General features: G+C 38.9%; 14 protein-coding genes. 10 read left to right on the forward strand and 4 right to left on the reverse strand.

Annotated features, from left to right (window positions below):
• Positions 1-31 precede the first annotated feature (31 nt).
• The 7 genes from ACTQX6_RS06710 (at position 32) to ACTQX6_RS06740 (ending at position 9,563) form a co-directional block, all read left to right on the forward strand.
• The gene (locus ACTQX6_RS06710; protein WP_294689034.1) at positions 32-1,297 is read left to right on the forward strand and encodes a cell division protein FtsA; all 1,266 of its coding nucleotides are present in this window, start codon (positions 32-34) and stop codon (positions 1,295-1,297) included.
• A 15-nt stretch (positions 1,298-1,312) separates the two neighbouring features.
• Positions 1,313-2,404, forward strand: coding sequence for a cell division protein FtsZ (gene ftsZ, locus ACTQX6_RS06715; RefSeq protein ID WP_022789730.1), 1,092 nt, complete (start codon positions 1,313-1,315; stop codon positions 2,402-2,404).
• Complete coding sequence (locus ACTQX6_RS06720; RefSeq protein ID WP_117445653.1) at positions 2,404-2,838, forward strand: hypothetical protein; 435 nt, start codon at positions 2,404-2,406, stop codon at positions 2,836-2,838. Before ftsZ ends, ACTQX6_RS06720 begins: the two co-directional genes overlap by 1 nt.
• A 54-nt stretch (positions 2,839-2,892) precedes the next feature.
• The gene (locus ACTQX6_RS06725; RefSeq protein ID WP_168965796.1) at positions 2,893-3,546 is read left to right on the forward strand and encodes an acyltransferase; all 654 of its coding nucleotides are present in this window, start codon (positions 2,893-2,895) and stop codon (positions 3,544-3,546) included.
• A gap of 59 nt (positions 3,547-3,605) precedes the next feature.
• On the forward strand, positions 3,606-5,771 hold the full coding sequence (locus tag ACTQX6_RS06730) for a glycosyltransferase (protein ID WP_294689036.1): 2,166 nt from the start codon (positions 3,606-3,608) through the stop codon (positions 5,769-5,771).
• A gap of 126 nt (positions 5,772-5,897) precedes the next feature.
• Positions 5,898-7,643 (forward strand): LCP family protein, encoded by a 1,746-nt coding sequence (locus tag ACTQX6_RS06735; protein ID WP_195222069.1) that lies wholly within the window; start codon positions 5,898-5,900, stop codon positions 7,641-7,643.
• Between the two features lie 12 nt (positions 7,644-7,655).
• Positions 7,656-9,563: an LCP family protein gene (locus ACTQX6_RS06740; RefSeq protein ID WP_294689039.1), complete on the forward strand. Its 1,908-nt coding sequence runs from the start codon at positions 7,656-7,658 to the stop codon at positions 9,561-9,563.
• 56 nt (positions 9,564-9,619) lie between these two features.
• Here the strand turns inward: ACTQX6_RS06740 and ACTQX6_RS06745 are convergent, their stop codons facing one another.
• Positions 9,620-9,823: a helix-turn-helix domain-containing protein gene (locus ACTQX6_RS06745; RefSeq protein ID WP_195222071.1), complete on the reverse strand. Its 204-nt coding sequence runs from the start codon at positions 9,821-9,823 to the stop codon at positions 9,620-9,622.
• A 120-nt stretch (positions 9,824-9,943) separates the two neighbouring features.
• On the opposite strand from ACTQX6_RS06745, the gene ACTQX6_RS06750 reads away from it, so the two are divergent.
• Together ACTQX6_RS06750 and ACTQX6_RS06755 are read left to right on the forward strand one after the other, a co-directional pair.
• Positions 9,944-10,879 carry a hypothetical protein gene (locus tag ACTQX6_RS06750; RefSeq protein WP_195222072.1) on the forward strand — a complete coding sequence of 312 codons (936 nt, stop codon included), beginning with the start codon at positions 9,944-9,946 and terminating at the stop codon, positions 10,877-10,879.
• 35 nt (positions 10,880-10,914) lie between these two features.
• Positions 10,915-11,841, forward strand: a complete 927-nt coding sequence (locus ACTQX6_RS06755; RefSeq protein ID WP_441657359.1) for a hypothetical protein — start codon at positions 10,915-10,917, stop codon at positions 11,839-11,841.
• Positions 11,842-12,057: 216 nt separating this feature from the next.
• Here the strand turns inward: ACTQX6_RS06755 and ACTQX6_RS06760 are convergent, their stop codons facing one another.
• The 3 genes from ACTQX6_RS06760 to ACTQX6_RS06770 form a co-directional block, all read right to left on the reverse strand.
• Entirely contained in the window at positions 12,058-12,567 is a 510-nt protein-coding gene (locus ACTQX6_RS06760) for a helix-turn-helix domain-containing protein (RefSeq protein WP_294687461.1), read from the reverse strand.
• Positions 12,568-12,668: 101 nt separating this feature from the next.
• Positions 12,669-13,775: an MATE family efflux transporter gene (locus tag ACTQX6_RS06765; RefSeq protein ID WP_294687458.1), complete on the reverse strand. Its 1,107-nt coding sequence runs from the start codon at positions 13,773-13,775 to the stop codon at positions 12,669-12,671.
• Between the two features lie 86 nt (positions 13,776-13,861).
• Positions 13,862-14,362 carry a pyridoxamine 5'-phosphate oxidase family protein gene (locus tag ACTQX6_RS06770; RefSeq protein WP_320863429.1) on the reverse strand — a complete coding sequence of 167 codons (501 nt, stop codon included), beginning with the start codon at positions 14,360-14,362 and terminating at the stop codon, positions 13,862-13,864.
• Between the two features lie 216 nt (positions 14,363-14,578).
• Here ACTQX6_RS06770 and ACTQX6_RS06775 point away from each other — a divergent pair, with 216 nt between their 5' ends.
• Positions 14,579-16,435, forward strand: a complete 1,857-nt coding sequence (locus ACTQX6_RS06775) for a polysaccharide biosynthesis protein (protein WP_303971127.1) — start codon at positions 14,579-14,581, stop codon at positions 16,433-16,435.
• The last annotated feature ends 22 nt before the right edge of the window (positions 16,436-16,457 follow it).

Genomic DNA, 16,457 nt, shown 5'->3' on the forward strand with positions numbered 1-16,457 from the left:
TGATTTGAAAACAGATAAAAGGAGAATGCGAATGCGTAAGAAAAAAGTGTATGCGACTCTAGAAATCGCAGATCAGGAAATACGCCTAATCGTTCTGGAGATCTTTGAAGGCAGAAACAATGTATTGCGCGTAGAACGTGTGCACTGTTCCGGTGTTCAAAATCAAAAGATCATAGATGAAGCTGCAGTCGTCAAAGCTATACAGGAAGCCTGCAAAAATGCCCAGAGTGCATTAGGTTTTCGCATAGAAAGAGTGCTTTTGGCTATTCCAAGCATCAATGTACAACGCTGTTCTCAAAAGATCCATGTGCAGATTCCGGATGGAACAAAGACAATTCGATTGTTCCATATTCAGCAGGGATTTAATAAAGCCGTGGAAAAACAGTTGAGTGAGGAAGTCGTTTTTGTCAACATCAATCAAGTATCGTATATTGTGAATGGTGAACAGACAACAAAAAGGCCGATTGGCAAAGAATGTGATGATTTCTTTATGGAAGTGGATTTGTTGTATGCGGATAAGGAAACGATGTACGCTTATGCCCGTTGTGTAGAACAGTCCAATCTTCAGATTCTGGATGTATGTATCGATGCTTATGCGATTGCTCAGGAAACAGGAGCTTTGATTGCCGATCCGAGTCGTCCGATCGTTGTCGTTGATCTGGAACAGGATCATTGTACATTGGCGCTTTTCCAACATGGACGCTTATTAAATACGACGACATTGGAACATGGTTATAAAACATTTACGGAAGAATTACAGAAGAAATATCATTTGAGTGATGCGATCTGTTATCGCCTGCTGCAAAATATCTTTACAGAGGATCAGGATGAAGCCAGCGATGTGATCTGTTACATCGAACAAAAAGAAGAAATGCGCGTAGAAATCACATTAAAAGAGCTGGCGCAGTCATGTCTTTCCAAGATTCGTCTCTGGATTTCAGATATCAATGAGGCATGTGCTCCGATTGCCGGTCAGTCGGTACAATCCATGCGTTATGTGTTGACCGGACAAGGTGCCAATATTCGAGTATTGTCGATGATGCCTTCGGCCTTTAATGCTCCGACCACTGTATTTGAAGAACAGACTATAGGGGCCAGAGATGGAGCCTTTGTATGTGGCTTAGGTATGGCTTATGCCTGGCAATATGTCAACAAGATTCGCCATGATGATAAGATCAGCGTCAACAACAACGAACTGGAAGCCAGTATTGATTCGATCAATCAACGTGCCAAAAGTGGAGCAGATGGCGGATTTACACAAAAATTGAAGAATGCGATTCTAACGGAAAAAGAATAAATGGAGGTAAATAGGATGACAGAATTCAATCAGGTAGCAACGATTCGTGTGCTCGGTGTCGGTGGTGGAGGCTCCAATGCCGTGAACCGCATGGTCGCCGATGGCGTAAAGGGAGTAGATTTCTATATCTGCAACACAGATGTGCAGGTCATGAAAAACTCTCCATGTCAAAATAAGATCGTATTAGGTCGTGAAACGACAAAGGGTCTGGGTGCCGGAGGAAATCCGGAATTCGGACGTAAGGCAGCTGAAGAGAGTGAAAGCGAAATTCGTGAAGCAATTAAAGGAAGCGACATGGTTTTCATCACAGCCGGAATGGGCGGTGGAACCGGAACTGGTGCTGCACCGTTAATTGCCAAGATTTCTAAAGAAGAAGGCGCTCTGACGGTTGCCGTTGTGACTAAACCATTTACATTTGAAGGAAGAAGACGTTCCAACAATGCTGCTGAAGGTATTGAAGAACTGAAAAAACACGTAGATTCTTTGATTATCGTATCAAATGATAACTTGTTGGAAGTCATCGGACGTAAACCGATCGAAGAAGCCTTCCAGGCAGCCGATAATGTATTGCGTCAAGGTGTACAGACCATCTCTGACTTGATCGCCGTACCGGCTTTAGTCAACTTAGACTTTGCTGATGTTCGCAGCGTTATGCAGAATCAGGGACGTGCTTTGATTGGTATCGGTATGGCTGAAGGAGAAGATAAAGCCGTTAACGCAGCTGAAAAAGCCATTCAGTCTCCGTTATTGGAAGCACAGATCAACGGTGCTACAAGTGCAATTATCAATATCACAGGTGGCGACAAAGTATCTTTGTTTGATGCCCAGAATGCCGTTGCGGTGATTCAGGATGCAGCCGGTGGTGATGTTGATTGTATCTTTGGTATTGCGATCAACGAACAGTTGGGAGATGCCATTATCGTTACTGTAATTGCTACAGGATTTGAAGAACCAAAGAAAGTTTCCAAAAAGCGCAGTGAATCAAAACCGAAGGAATCTTTGTTCACACAGCCTTCTGTACAGGCACCTGCTACAGCCGGTGTTGTCACAAGTGTTGAGGAAACAAACGGGGACGATACGATTCCTAATTTCTTCTTTAACCGCTAATGTTTGTCATTTATATTGATGATTCTTTCTTTGGGACATCTGATTTCTCCCGGGATATGCGCTATAAGCTTCGTGTTCTTTTAAATGAAACGCCTTTGAATCACGTTTGGATTTCCAATGTGAGAACCAAAAGTGAGACGATTGAGCGCTTCTTTAAAGAATTTGACGATATCTCTTATACAGAAAGTACGATTCGTTTTATGCAGGATCAAAAGGAATGGATCTTGACCAATACTTCATTACAATGCGAGGATGTATGCATACGCCCGTTTTCCGGAACGTATTGTTTGGTCGATACGGAAACCTTACAGTATGAACGAATCTATTTAGACCTATTTCCGCAGGAAGAGACAGATTTGGCGACCATTTTTACGGAAGCAATTCAGGATGCCCTGCGAAAAATCAGCGGCTCAAAAGAAAAAATGAAATCTTAGCTTGCCTTTCCGGCAGGCTTTTTTTTACAATGATTCTAGATTGGAGTGACAAGAATGGTAGAAATCAAAACATTATTTTCGTTAGATCATACGTTGGCCAAGGATTATTTAGAGCAGTTCACATATCCATGGCAAGCTTTAAAGGGTATTCATGATTTTATTTTGGGATTAGGTCCAACCTTAAAGGACTATGAGGAAATCCAGCCTTTGGTTTGGGTACATCCAACTGCAAAGATTGCCCCGACTGCTTTTTTAGGCTCTCCCTGTATCATCGGGCCGGAAACTGAAGTTCGTCATGGTGCGTTCATTCGCGGCAATGCTCTTGTCGGAGCCGGTTGTGTTGTCGGAAACAGTGTAGAGCTAAAAAATGTCATTTTATTTGATAATGTGCAGACACCGCACTATAACTATGTGGGAGATTCGATCTTAGGCTATAAATCGCATATGGGAGCCGGTTCGATCACATCCAATGTCAAGAGCGATAAGAGCCTGGTTGTCGTAAAAACAAAGAATCAACAATATCCAACAGAACTTAAGAAAGTCGGTGCTATGTTAGGCGACTATGTAGAAGTTGGATGTAATTCGGTGCTGAATCCGGGAACAATCATCGGAAAGCACTCACAGATCTATCCGGTATCGTGTGTACGAGGTGTGATCCCCTCCAACAGCATTTTTAAGGATAAAGATCATATCGTAAGTAAGGCCTAAGGGCCTTTTCTTTTTGTCGGGACTATGGGAAAATAAGAAAAGAGTTTGAAGGTGAGATCGTGCGTGAAATCAAAACATTGACAAAAAAACTAGGGGATGTCTTAAAAAAAGAGGGCATTAAAGGAGTTCAAAAAAGAACCCAACATTTTATAGCCCAAAGAAAAGAAGCCAGTATCAAGGGAGAGATTTTTAAAGATGTGCTGTTTATCAATGGCTGCTCCCGTGATCTTTTAGGACAGTCTGTGCGTTATCGGGTCGATCATCAAAAAGAACAACTGGAATGTTTTGGCATGACCTGTGATGAGGTTTTCTATAAAAATATCAATTTGGATCAAGTGCGTTTATATCGCAATTTCATCTTGTTTCGCTGTATTCATACATCGGAGCTGGAAGCATTTGTCAAAAAAGCAAAAGAATGTAATAAAAGAGTCTATTATGATGTAGATGATCTGGTCATTGATACTTGTTACACGGATCAGATACCTTCCTTATCGACACTGAGCAAAGAAGAGCGTTTACGCTATGATGAAGATGTACTTTCACGTAAGAAAATGTTGATGCTTTGTGATGGAGCCATCACGACAACGACCCGTTTAAAAAAAGAGCTGGAAAAATACGTGCCTTCGGTTTTTATCAATCGTAACTGTGCCAGTTTAGAATTATGTGCTTTATCGCAAAAAGTGACAAAACCAGAGAATTCGAAAGTTAAGATTGGATATTTTAGCGGCAGCATGACGCATAATGACGATCTAAAAATGATCTTGCCGGTCTTACAGGAAATATTAGAACGTTATAAGTCTGTAGAGCTTCATCTTGTAGGAGAATTGGACTATCCAAAAGAATTACAGCCATTTTCTACGCAGATCAAAGTACATCCTTTAATGGACTATAAAGAATTGCCGGCTAAGATTGCCGAGATGGACATTAACCTGGCTCCCCTGTGCGATACGATCTTTAATGAAGCTAAAAGCGAGATCAAATGGATGGAGGCAGCTTTGGTAAAGACATGCACGATTGCCAGTCGTATCGGTGCGTTTGAAGAAAGGGTGCAGGATCAAAAGACGGGGATGCTTTGTTCCAATCTTCAGGAATGGAAAGAAGCGTTGATTCAACTTATTGAAGATCCAAAAAAACGAGAAAAACTTGCCCAGGAGGCATATGCCTGTTGTAAAGAAAGTTATATTAGTATTTATAATGGAAATGCATTGATGAGATGGATACAAGCGCATCAAAGTCCGTCTGTTATGTTTGCGATGACAAAGGTTGAAATCAGCGGCGGCATCATGGTTGCCTTTCGACATATGATGGCTTTACGCAAGGCCGGAGCGGATGTATCAGTTTTATCATTGTATGATCAGGCAAAATGGACGACTTTTCTTGATCATGAGTTCCCGGTTTTAGAGTTGAACAGTGCCAAGCTGCAGGGGCATATCGACCAGGGTGTTGCCACGATGTGGCCTACCGTGCAGCTGTTACAGGGGATTCCGGTCATCAAAAAAAGACGCTATCTGGTACAGAATTTTGAAACGGATTTTTATGATTTTTCCGATCCATTAAAAAAACAGGCTAACCAAAGCTATCGCCCGATGGCAGATTTTCAATGCATTACAATTTCTCAATGGTGTCAGGCATGGCTAAAAGATCGTTTCGACCAAGAGGCATTATGGGCCTGCAATGGAATTGACACGAAACAGTTTTATCCAACAAAGCGAGAGATGAAAGGCAAGATTCGTATTTTGATTGAAGGCGATTGCGAGGCGACTCATAAAAATGTTGATGAAAGCTTTGAAATCGTGAAACAGCTGGACCCAAACCGATTTGAAATCTGGTACATGTCTTATAATGCGACACCGAAATCATGGTATCGCATCGATCGCTTTTTCCATCGCATTCCCTATGAAGAAGTAGCTGATGTATATCGCCAGTGTGATATTTTGCTCAAGACAAGTCTTTTGGAAAGTTTTTCTTATCCACCATTGGAAATGATGGCCACCGGTGGTTTTGTCGTGGCCTTATATAATGATGGAAATCGTGAATATGTCAAAGATGGCTATAATGCCTTGATCTATGAAAAAGGCAATATCCCACAAGCCGTCGATTGTATTGAAAGACTGATTCAGGATGAAAAACTTAGGGAACATTTATATCAAAATGGATGTGTTTGTGCACAAAATAGGGATTGGGATTGTATAAATCGACAAATTTTAAGCCTTTATGGCCTATAAATATGGGATTTTTGTGTTATTTGTTCACCAAAAATTGACAGAACACCCATAAAATGCAAAAATAATTCCATGAGAAAAAATAATGTGCAGAATACAGCGCGTAAGAGAACGGTAAAGAGGCGTAAAATGTCTCCTTTATTAAAGCTCTTATGCTTTATTTTGTCTGTTGCGAGTCTTGGATTAGTTGCGTTTTTAGGCTTTCAGCTTTTTAAGCTGGATATGCTGCCTTTGACTTTGTTGCTTCCTGTTTTATTTGTGGTCGTACTGATTACCCTTTTGATCATCGTCTTTTCAAATTTCAAATGTCGAAAAAATGTATCAAAGCTTATCATGACGATCGTACTGGCTGCATTGACAGCAGCCTATGGATTGGGAAACTACTATGTGTACGGACTATCCAATCTATTTAACGAAGTAACAAACCTAACAGACAAAGTTGTTAATAAAGTCAATGTATATGCTCTGGCCGGCTCCAGTATGGCCTCGGTATCCGATTTAAAAGGCAAGACACTGGGTATCGTGACCGGTCTTGATGAACAAGGGACAAATCGCTGTATCGAAGATCTAAATAAAGAAGATGTACAAGTTGAAACGGTGGAATACAACACACTGTCCGATCTTTTGTATGGGCTGTTCAATGAACAGGTGGATGGAATCATTTTGAACGAGACTTATGAAAATGATATTCATGAACAAGGTGACTATACAAACTTTGGTGTTATGACAAAGCGTGTGTATGAATCCGTTTATTATACCGATCGTTCTACTTCACAGAGCGAATCGCTCAATGCGGTTGACAGTATTACGACAACACCGTTTACCATACTGATCAGTGGAAATGATTCTTATGGATCCTTGGCACAAACCAGTCGATCGGATGTCAATATGTTAGTAACGATCGATCCAAGCAATCATCGTGTATTGATGACAAGTCTTCCACGAGATCTATATGTGCCGATTGCCTGTCCGGAAGGCGCTGAAGACTGTCCGGATGATACACTGAACAAACTGACACATACCGGACAATATGGCGTAGAAGCAACCGATGAAACCATCGAAAAAGCATTAGATATTACGGTCAACTATACGGTTCGTGTGAATTTCTCCAGTCTGGTCAATTTAGTGGATGCCGTTGGTGGTATTGATGTCTATGTTGAAGAAGGACTGGAAGTTGATACCTTCTATGCCAATGGAACCGAAGGTGTGCAGGCCGGATGGAATCATTTGGATGGGGAGCGAGCGCTTGCCTTTGCCCGTGAAAGACATGCCTATATCGATGGCGATGCCCAGCGTGTAAAGAATCAGCAGATCGTTTTAGAAGCATTGATCAATAAAGTGATCTCACCAAGTATGATCATTAATTTTGGAAGCTTCATCGATGCCTTGGGCGGCGCTTTTGAAACCAATATGCCGGCCGATCAAATTCGCAGCTTTATCCGTTACCAGTTTGCGATGATGCCAAAATGGAACTTTGAAAGCTTTACGATCCTAGGTCTGGTCAGCACAGAGTATTGTACGATCCAGGGTGATTATGCTTCGGTCATGATCCCTTATAAAGAATATTTAGATACCGCAAAAGAAAAGATCGATGCGGTCTTATCCGGAAAATCCAGTGATACGATCGATGCCCCGACAAGTGATACTTCACTTTTGACATTAAGAGACTACAGTGAATATCAAGATCAGCCATCGACCTATGAAGATAGTGCGCCGGATACAACGTATCAAGAACCTGTACAGGATGATACGCAGGACTGGCAGGTTGATGATTCTCAACAATATGATGACTACGTTCCTTATCAGGAAGAACCTGTACAGGACGATGGGAATATGTATGATCCAAATGCGGATATGTCGCAAGGGTATTATTAAGGAGAGGTTCCTATGAGAAAAGTAAAGGAAAAGAAAAGCAGAGGTTTTCAGATCTTCGGAATTATTCTATCTGTTTTGCTTGTTGTAGCATTGGGATTCACTGTTTTTGAGATATTTACGCTGAATGTACTGCCGACCAATTTGTTGGTGCCGGTGGTATTGATCCTGGTGATCCTTTCATTGATTGCGATCTTGTTGGTGAATTTTGTCAGCCGCAAGCTGGCAGGAAAGATCTTTTCATCGCTGTTAGCACTTGTGATGACAGGGGTATTAGGTTGGGGCAGCTATTATCTTTATACGACCGGTAATATGCTTTCTAATATTACAACCCATGACGGGGAAACTAAGAATACAGTTTCTGTGATTACTTTAAAATCGGCTTCTTATGAATCCTTGGAAGATTTGGAAGATGCCAAGATTGGTTATTTAAAAAAGATCGATAATTATGGTACAGAGCAGTTTTTAAAGGATGCTTCTAAAGAACTGGGTTATGATAAAACATCGATGTTGGATTTCGGTGTGCAGAATGTCTATGCCCAGGAATCTGAATCCAGTCAGGATGATCAGGAAAACAAAGAAGAGAAACCAACCTTTGAAGACGATTATGCTTATTTACCATTTACCCAAAAGGATTATCCAAGCATTCAGGCTTTGGCCAAAGCTTTGTATGATAAAGATGTTGATGCGATCATTTTAAATGAAACGTATCGTGCCAATTTAGAAGAACTGGAAGACTATATAGACTTTGCTTCGGAAACCAATGTTGTCTATCAGACCGTTTACTATACAGATAAAGAAAATGAAGCACTTGTCGTATCTGATATTACTTCAGAACCCTTTAATATCTTTATTTCCGGAAACGATACATATGGTGATGTCGGTGAACTTTCACGCTCCGATGTCAATATGATCGTGACGGTCAATCCATCAACGAGTACAGTTTTATTGACAAGTATTCCACGCGATACTTATGTGGAATCCGCCTGCGATGCGGCAGATGGTTGCCAACAAGGCGCGATGGATAAAATCACGCATTTAGGGATCCATGGTGTCAACGCCAGTAAGATGACTGCCGAAAACTTTTTAGGCATAGAGATCAACTATACATTCCGTGTCAACTTCTCCAGTGTTATGGATATCGTAGATGCGTTAGGTGGCATTGATATCTTTGTGGAAGAAGGAATGGCGGTTGATTCCTTCTATGCAGATAATACTTTAGAAGGTGTACAGGAAGGCTGGAATCACCTGGATGGCAAACGCGCCTTATCCTTTGCCCGTGAGCGTTATGCGTATCAGGATGGTGACAACCAGCGTGTAAAGAACCAGCAGAAAGTATTACAGGCTATCTTTGCCAAGGCCACTTCACCGGATATCATTGTGAAGTATGCCAGTTTGATGGAAGCTTTCAGCGGTGCTTTTGAAACCAATATGAGCACCAGCGAAATCACATCTCTGATTCAATATCAGCTGCAGTCAGATCCAAGCTGGACTTTTGAAAGCTATCAGGTGGCCGGCGCCGGTGATATGATGTATTGCGCAGAAGCCGGACAGGAACTTTCTGTAACCGTACCGGATATGCGAACGGTACAAGTTGCCAGAGAGAAAATTCAGGCCGTCATGGATGGAGAATCTTCCGATAGTATCGATACCGAATGGCTGGATACAACAAGTCCTGTTTATAATTACTGGGGAAATTATGATCCTACGGCAGATTATAAAAACGGGGATACGATAGAAGCCCCACAGGATGTCTATGTTCCATCGGATACCACAAATGAGTATAGCGAGTATTATGATACACAAACTTATGTACCGGAAACAGACTATCAGGAAACTTATCCTAATGAATACGATCAAAGTATTCCGGAACAAAATGTACAACAACCGGTCATTGAAGAAACACCGGTTACAGGCTATTAAAAAAGATCTGGGTTATTCAATTCCCAGACCTTTTTTGATATTTTTATTTTTTGAATTCATTGATTATCTTGTTTGAAGGTAACGATTTCATTAGGAGTACAATCTAGAATGTTACATAACTTCTCTAGAGTATATAGGGTGATATTTTTATTTTTCTTTAAGGAATCAAGAGTTTTATTATCGATTCCAGATTTTATTAGTCGATATTGTGACATGTTTTTCTTTTTCATCGTACTCCATAGGGGTTTGTAATCAATCATCTCAGCATCCTTAGTAGTTATAATAAGTATAAATTGGAATACGAATTTATAACATTGTGGAGATATCCACAATGTTATGGTATGATTTTAATAACATGACAAATAAGGAGTTGAGGAAGTGTGAAAAAAATAGTTTGTAGTATAATGTGTTTTATTCTTTGCTTTGGATTGGTAGGTTGTGGGAAAAGTGTCGATTATGAAAAAATAGAAAAATCTTTAGTGGATGAAGGATATTATATCGATTGTAATTCTAATAATATTATTTTGACCAAAAAATATGATCTGTTTGGAGAAAGGTCGCTTTCTTATAATGAGGATAGTCCTAGCAAGTTAGCTTTTCAGGATACGTATTTATTGAATAATGTATTGATTGATCCAATATCTAATGAAATCATTTCCAATGAGACAAAAGTTGATAGTATTCCTGAAAAGTATTTAGAAAAATTAAAAAAGATTTCTGATAAAGATATTAAAGATTGTGACTTGAAATATGATGAAGTTGTTGCATACATGGAATATAAAATGAAGAATAATCCGAGGTCTGTCAAAGAAAATACGGAAGCTTCTTTATCTAATGAAGGAGAAGGAGAATCATATTCAGAATTGATTTCTTTTGAGGAATATGAAATCCCTTTAGATACAAGAGACATCATAGATTATATGAAAAAAGCATCTGCAAATGCACAAACAGATTGGAGCATTCAATTTAAAGAATGCAAGACGCAAGATAGTACAGTACTTCTTAATTATATGATCTTATTGAATGGTACTTATACTGGTTTAGATTATCAGTTTTTGTCAGAAAACGGGGAGTTTAAGGGAGCACAATTATTTGATAATAATGGGAAAATAAACACATCCTCAAAGGATAGTGATACATATTTATTTATCTTAATGTTAATTTATGCATATAACAATATGAGCGATATAACCAAAGACGATGTAAAGGAGATTATTAGCCAAGTGGAATTATCTAAAACAAGCGGTATTGGGACTTTTAAAGCATCATATTTTGCTGTCAAAGATAATCAATTTGTATTGATACCTAAAAAATAAAGAAAATAGTCTATGTTAAGAGGGAATGAATTTATATGAAAAAAATATCTAATCTATTTATAATGTTAATAATGATGTTAAGCTTAACTGCTTGCTCGGTATCATCATCAAAAAATGAAAATACAGCTGTTACAGCTTCAAAAGTCACGGATGAAAAAGAGAATGAAACAGTTGAAGAGAAAAAAGTTTTATTTGATGGCAACAATATATTTGTTGAGTATAGAGGAATAGAGGAGTATTCATCAGATAGTTGGATTATTAATCTATATGTTGAAAATAATACAGATTCTGATTTTTATCTTTCAACTAGAAATGTTTTAATCAATAACTGTACAGTTGGACTTTCAAACAGTGTTGTTGAGATTAAAAAAGGAACTAAGTATTTAGCGGAGCCAAATTTTAATTTTGTATTAAATTTAGAGAACTTAGAGCCATATAACATTAAAAGTGTTGATAGTATTAATTTTGAGTTGTATATGAGCCACGAAATTTTGGGAGAAGCTTTTTCATCTTCAGAAGTTAATTTAAGTCCGAAAAAAGCATTTGAAAGTAGTTCAAGAGTTTTAGGATCGTCTGAAGATAAAACAATAATCTTAAATGATAATGACATTTTAATCGAATATAGAGGGCTAGAAAAGTATTCATCAGATAGTTGGATTGTAAATTTATATATTGAGAATGAGACAGATTCTGATTTTTATGTTTCGGCTAATGATGTGCAAATTAACGGATTTGCTTTAGAGTTATCTAATAGTCAGAGTTTGATTCAGTCAGGAAGTAAATACATGTCATTCCCGAATTTTGATTTTATTATTGATAGTAATAAACTAAAATCATATGGCATAGAAAGTATTGATGAATTGAGTTTTAATATTAGTCTAAGTCATGAAATTTTAGGAGAATCTTTTATCGAAAAATCTGTTAATTTGAATCCGGGAATAAGTGTAGTTGTGGAAGACTGATTAAAGTATATCGCAAAAATATTTATTTAGCTCACAACTAAAAAAAAAGATAACTAGGGTGAGATATCATTTATAAGATGATTGTTAAATATGAAAAAGTGGAAAACAAAACTCTATGTGGTTTTAATTTCCACTTTTTCTTTCTGCGTATTTAAAAGATTTTTCACATATAATAAACTTTAGATTAGTTTAGTGTTTTTTTAGTTATTTTATGACTTAGTTTTTCTTTTTTGTTTTAATTATACCTAGAAAAGAAATTATTAGTACGAAAGGACTAGTTCTAATAAATAGCCACTCTATACTATGAAAAGCCACACCCATAACTGCTATGTCCGGACTATTGTAATTCCACTCTAAATATGGACTGTTTAAAACGGATAGTAGATAAATTGATAAGAGAACCAATAAACTGATACTTATAAAAAGAAAATGTAGTATTTTTCTCCTATTCTCTTTTCTTTGGGCAAGCTGTAGATTGATGATTTCCAGTTTATTGGCTAAAGATTGTATCGTATCTGCTTCCTTTTCAGAAATCGTTTCACCTAATAGAGAGGAAACAGGTACATCAAAAATATTTGATAAGCTGATCAACATATCGGCATCGGGTACGGATAGACCATTTTCCCATTTCGAAAGCGTTTGTCGCACAACATTAAGTTCTACCGCCAGTTCTTGTTGAGAAAGTCCTTTTGACTTACGTAGTTTTTTTATATTTTCACTGAGCATAAACTCTTGCCTCCTTGTTGCCTATATTATAGAAATATAAGCTTACTCTAGGCAAGCAACGCAAGTTAACATTATGTTCAAATATCATGGAACGAATCTATCTATTCCATACAGGCATTGATTTTTGTTTTCTTGCGAAGGATCACAAGCAGAATAAAGGCGGTTACTGCTGTCAATGCTTCACCGGCAGAGTGACAGATCCAGACCATCTCGCTGCCAAAAAGCAGTGGTAAGATCAGAATTAAAAGAGGTGGATAGAGAATACTTCTTGCCAAAGATATCGCCAGTGCTTTTCCTGTACATTCATTTGCTTGCCAATATGCGATCATCAAAATATTAAATCCGGCAAGGAAGAATCCGGAAAAATAAGGAAGACTTTTACTTCCCATAAAGTTGATCAGTTCTATATCGCCTGGATTGAATATCGCAAAAAAGCCACGGGAGAAAAAGATGATCACGATGTAACATAAGATCCCGATCGTGAATTCCATGATAAAAGAAGGAAAGCCAAGTATATAGATAGAGTGCAGGTTTTGCCATTTTATCTTCAATTTTGTCAAATATAAATCTCCTCGTTTCCATACAAAATGAGGTAGCATGATCAAAACACTGAAAATAGGGCCAAGAGCGGTTGCCGATGCGGCTCCGGCAATTCCCATATTCATCGGATAAATAAATACGTAATCCAATACGATATTAGATACCAAACCAAACATCAGGGCAAACATCGCAAGCTTTGGACGATTATCGTTACGCACCAGTCCGCTTAACAGAAAGCTGAAAAGTAAGAACGGTGAAAATGTGATGATATACCACATGTAACGAATTGACTCATCATGAATGGCGGGTGTTGACCCCAATAGTTGAGCTAAAGGATGAAGCCATAGATTTCCCAAGATGCTGATTGCCAATCCCATGACAGCTGTACATAAAACGGAAAGGCTGAAAATGTTTCGAACTTTTGTTTTGTCACCTTGTCCTAAATGCATAGAAATCATAACGCCGGCTCCGGTTGCTACTGCCATAGATAGCGCAATGAGTATTTCGACAAGGGGTACAGAGACTGCCGCTGCAGCCATCGCGTTACGACCAAGACGATTACCGATAAATATCCCGTCTACGATCATATAGACGGAATTAAACAGTAGCCCAATCATCTGTGGCACTGCATATTTCAAAAATAAAGTATGTGATTTTCCCTGATACATCGTATTTATCCTCCTATAAAAAATGGCCTGCGTCATGTGTTACGCAGGCCTGTTACACAATAAAATGAAACCCCGGCAGGTTTATCTTATTTCTTAACTTGTTTATTTTTTATCAGTTCGATAGCTTCTTTACCGGACATATGATCGATCGTCATTTCCAACATACAAAGAGGCTTCCAATCGCGTTCAATGGCTTGTTCACGATGGATTTTTTGATCATCTGGGGCATATTTCAATGCCAGCTTTTCAATCGCAAGCCTTTTCTTTGCCTCATCCTCTATGATATGGATCCTTCCGAATACAATCACGCTTCTAAAGTAGCTTGTATATTCTTCGGGCATGATTTGATCCTGGTCGATCACGCAAAAGGAAGCTCTTTCATTTCTTTGTATCGCATCCAATTTGTGACCACTTTTAGCACAGTGAAAGTATATTTTTTCACCATCATAGACATAACTAATCGGAACGGCATAAGGATAGTCATCATCGCCTGATAATGCCAATACCCCAGATGTTCCTCTATCCAGTACCGCATGAATTTCTTCCGGCAATAACACCTGCCTTTTTCTTCGCATTTCTCGAAACATAATAACTCCTTTCCTTAAAAATAAATGCCTTATTGATTCACTCCTTCAAAGACCTAACGGAATGAATAATAAGGCATTACCTGGTGGTAAAATATTTTTAATTGCCGTAATCCTAGCATAGAACGATTTGAAAATCAAGGCATATCCTTTAAGGAAAAAGTCCGATTTTGTATTTTGAGGAAAATACGCTATAATGTGTAAGATATAGGTGAATGTATGACAAGTTTATATAAATCTATGGTGTATCAAAAATATAGAGGTATCCTGATCTCTTTATATGATATTACCGTTGTTTTTTTCAGTTATGTATTTGCGTTCTTTTTTGATAATGATTTCTTTTTGAATGGCGGTATGCTTCATATTACCCGCGCCATTATTTTGGGAATGTGTTTTGTGCTGCTGCTGCATGCGATCATGGGAATCATTTTTCAGACTCATAAAAGCTTATGGACGTTTACCGGTCCCAGTGAAGTGATTCGAGCTGCCTTGAAGTCGATCAGTTGTCTGGTGATCATGTTGATCTTTTCGTATTCAGCCGGTTTATTTCTACATACGCAGATCTTAGTTATGGCGGAAACGATTTCTTTCTTTATCTGTCTAGGCTCTCGTTTAGTGTATCGATCTTTTCGAAGATATGCCTTGGATATGGAACGAAATGAAAACGCCCTGATCGTAGGTGCCGGAAATGCCGGTTATCTGATGTTGAGCGAGATTTATCGAGGCTCCAGCTATCCTTATAATGTTATCGGCTTTTTAGATGATATGAAGGAAAAGGGAACTATCGTTAATGGAAAAAAAGTATTGGGAACGGTTGATGATGTCAAAGAAGTCTGTGCCAAATACGATGTCAAACACGTGTTCATTGCGATTTCGAAAGCCACTCGTCAACAAAAACAGAGAATTATCGATCTATGTGCATCTTCCGGAGCAAATACGAAGATCATGCGCTTTACAACTGAAAGTGATTTGAATTCGCCGGTGCATGTCGAAGATATTCAGATCGAAGACTTGTTGGAAAGACCAAGCATCAATTTAGAAAATGAACAGATTGGATCATACCTGTGTGATAAAGTCATCTGTGTGACCGGAGCCGGTGGTTCTATCGGTTCGGAGCTGGTTCGTCAGATCTTGAAGTTTGATCCGAAGACTCTGGTTTTACTGGATATCAACGAAAATACACTGTACATGTTGAAACAGGAAATCTTACGTGGGATTCGTCAGGGAAAATATAGAGCCGATGTGCAGCTGGAAACTTTGATCGTTTCCATTCGGGAACGCGATGAAATCTTTAAAATATTAAAGAAATATCAGCCGGATGTTGTGTATCATGCGGCTGCTCATAAGCATGTGCCTTTGATGGAAGATCGACCAACCGAAGCCATTCGCAACAATGTATTTGGTACAAAAAATGTGATTGATGCCTGTATTGCCAATAATGTACAGCGCTTCATCATGATTTCTACCGATAAAGCGGTCAATCCCACGAATGTCATGGGTGCTACCAAACGTATGACAGAGCTAATCTTGCAATCACGAGAAACTGATAAGCCGATCAAAATGGCGGCCGTTCGTTTTGGAAATGTATTAGGCTCCAATGGTTCGGTCATCCCAATCTTTAAAGAACAGATCAAGCAGGGTGGACCGGTGACCATTACGGATAAAAATATACAGCGCTACTTTATGACGATACCGGAGGCAGCCCAGCTTGTTTTACAGGCAGGCTACTATGCCAATCACAGAGAAATCTTTGTATTGGATATGGGCAAACCGGTAAAGATCCTTGATCTTGCCGAAAAGATGATCTCTTTATCGGGTTCGGTTCCCTACAAAGATATTGAAATCAAGGAAATCGGTTTGCGACCGGGTGAAAAGATGTTTGAGGAGCTGGCCCTGGAAATTGAAAAATGTCATCGTACTCAGAATAAGCTGATCTTTGTGCATGAGCCTATCGATATTTCTCAGGAAGAAGTGGATCAGAAGATCACGACGTTATACGATATCATCATGAAGACCGATGATGTCGCAAAGATCAAGTCTGTATTGATGGAGGCCATTAAAGATCGAATGAATTAGATGGATATTGTCCATCTTTTTT

This window comes from Faecalicoccus sp. LCP19S3_E2, from assembly GCF_052121255.1.
Classification (GTDB): domain Bacteria; phylum Bacillota_I; class Bacilli_A; order Erysipelotrichales; family Erysipelotrichaceae; genus Faecalicoccus.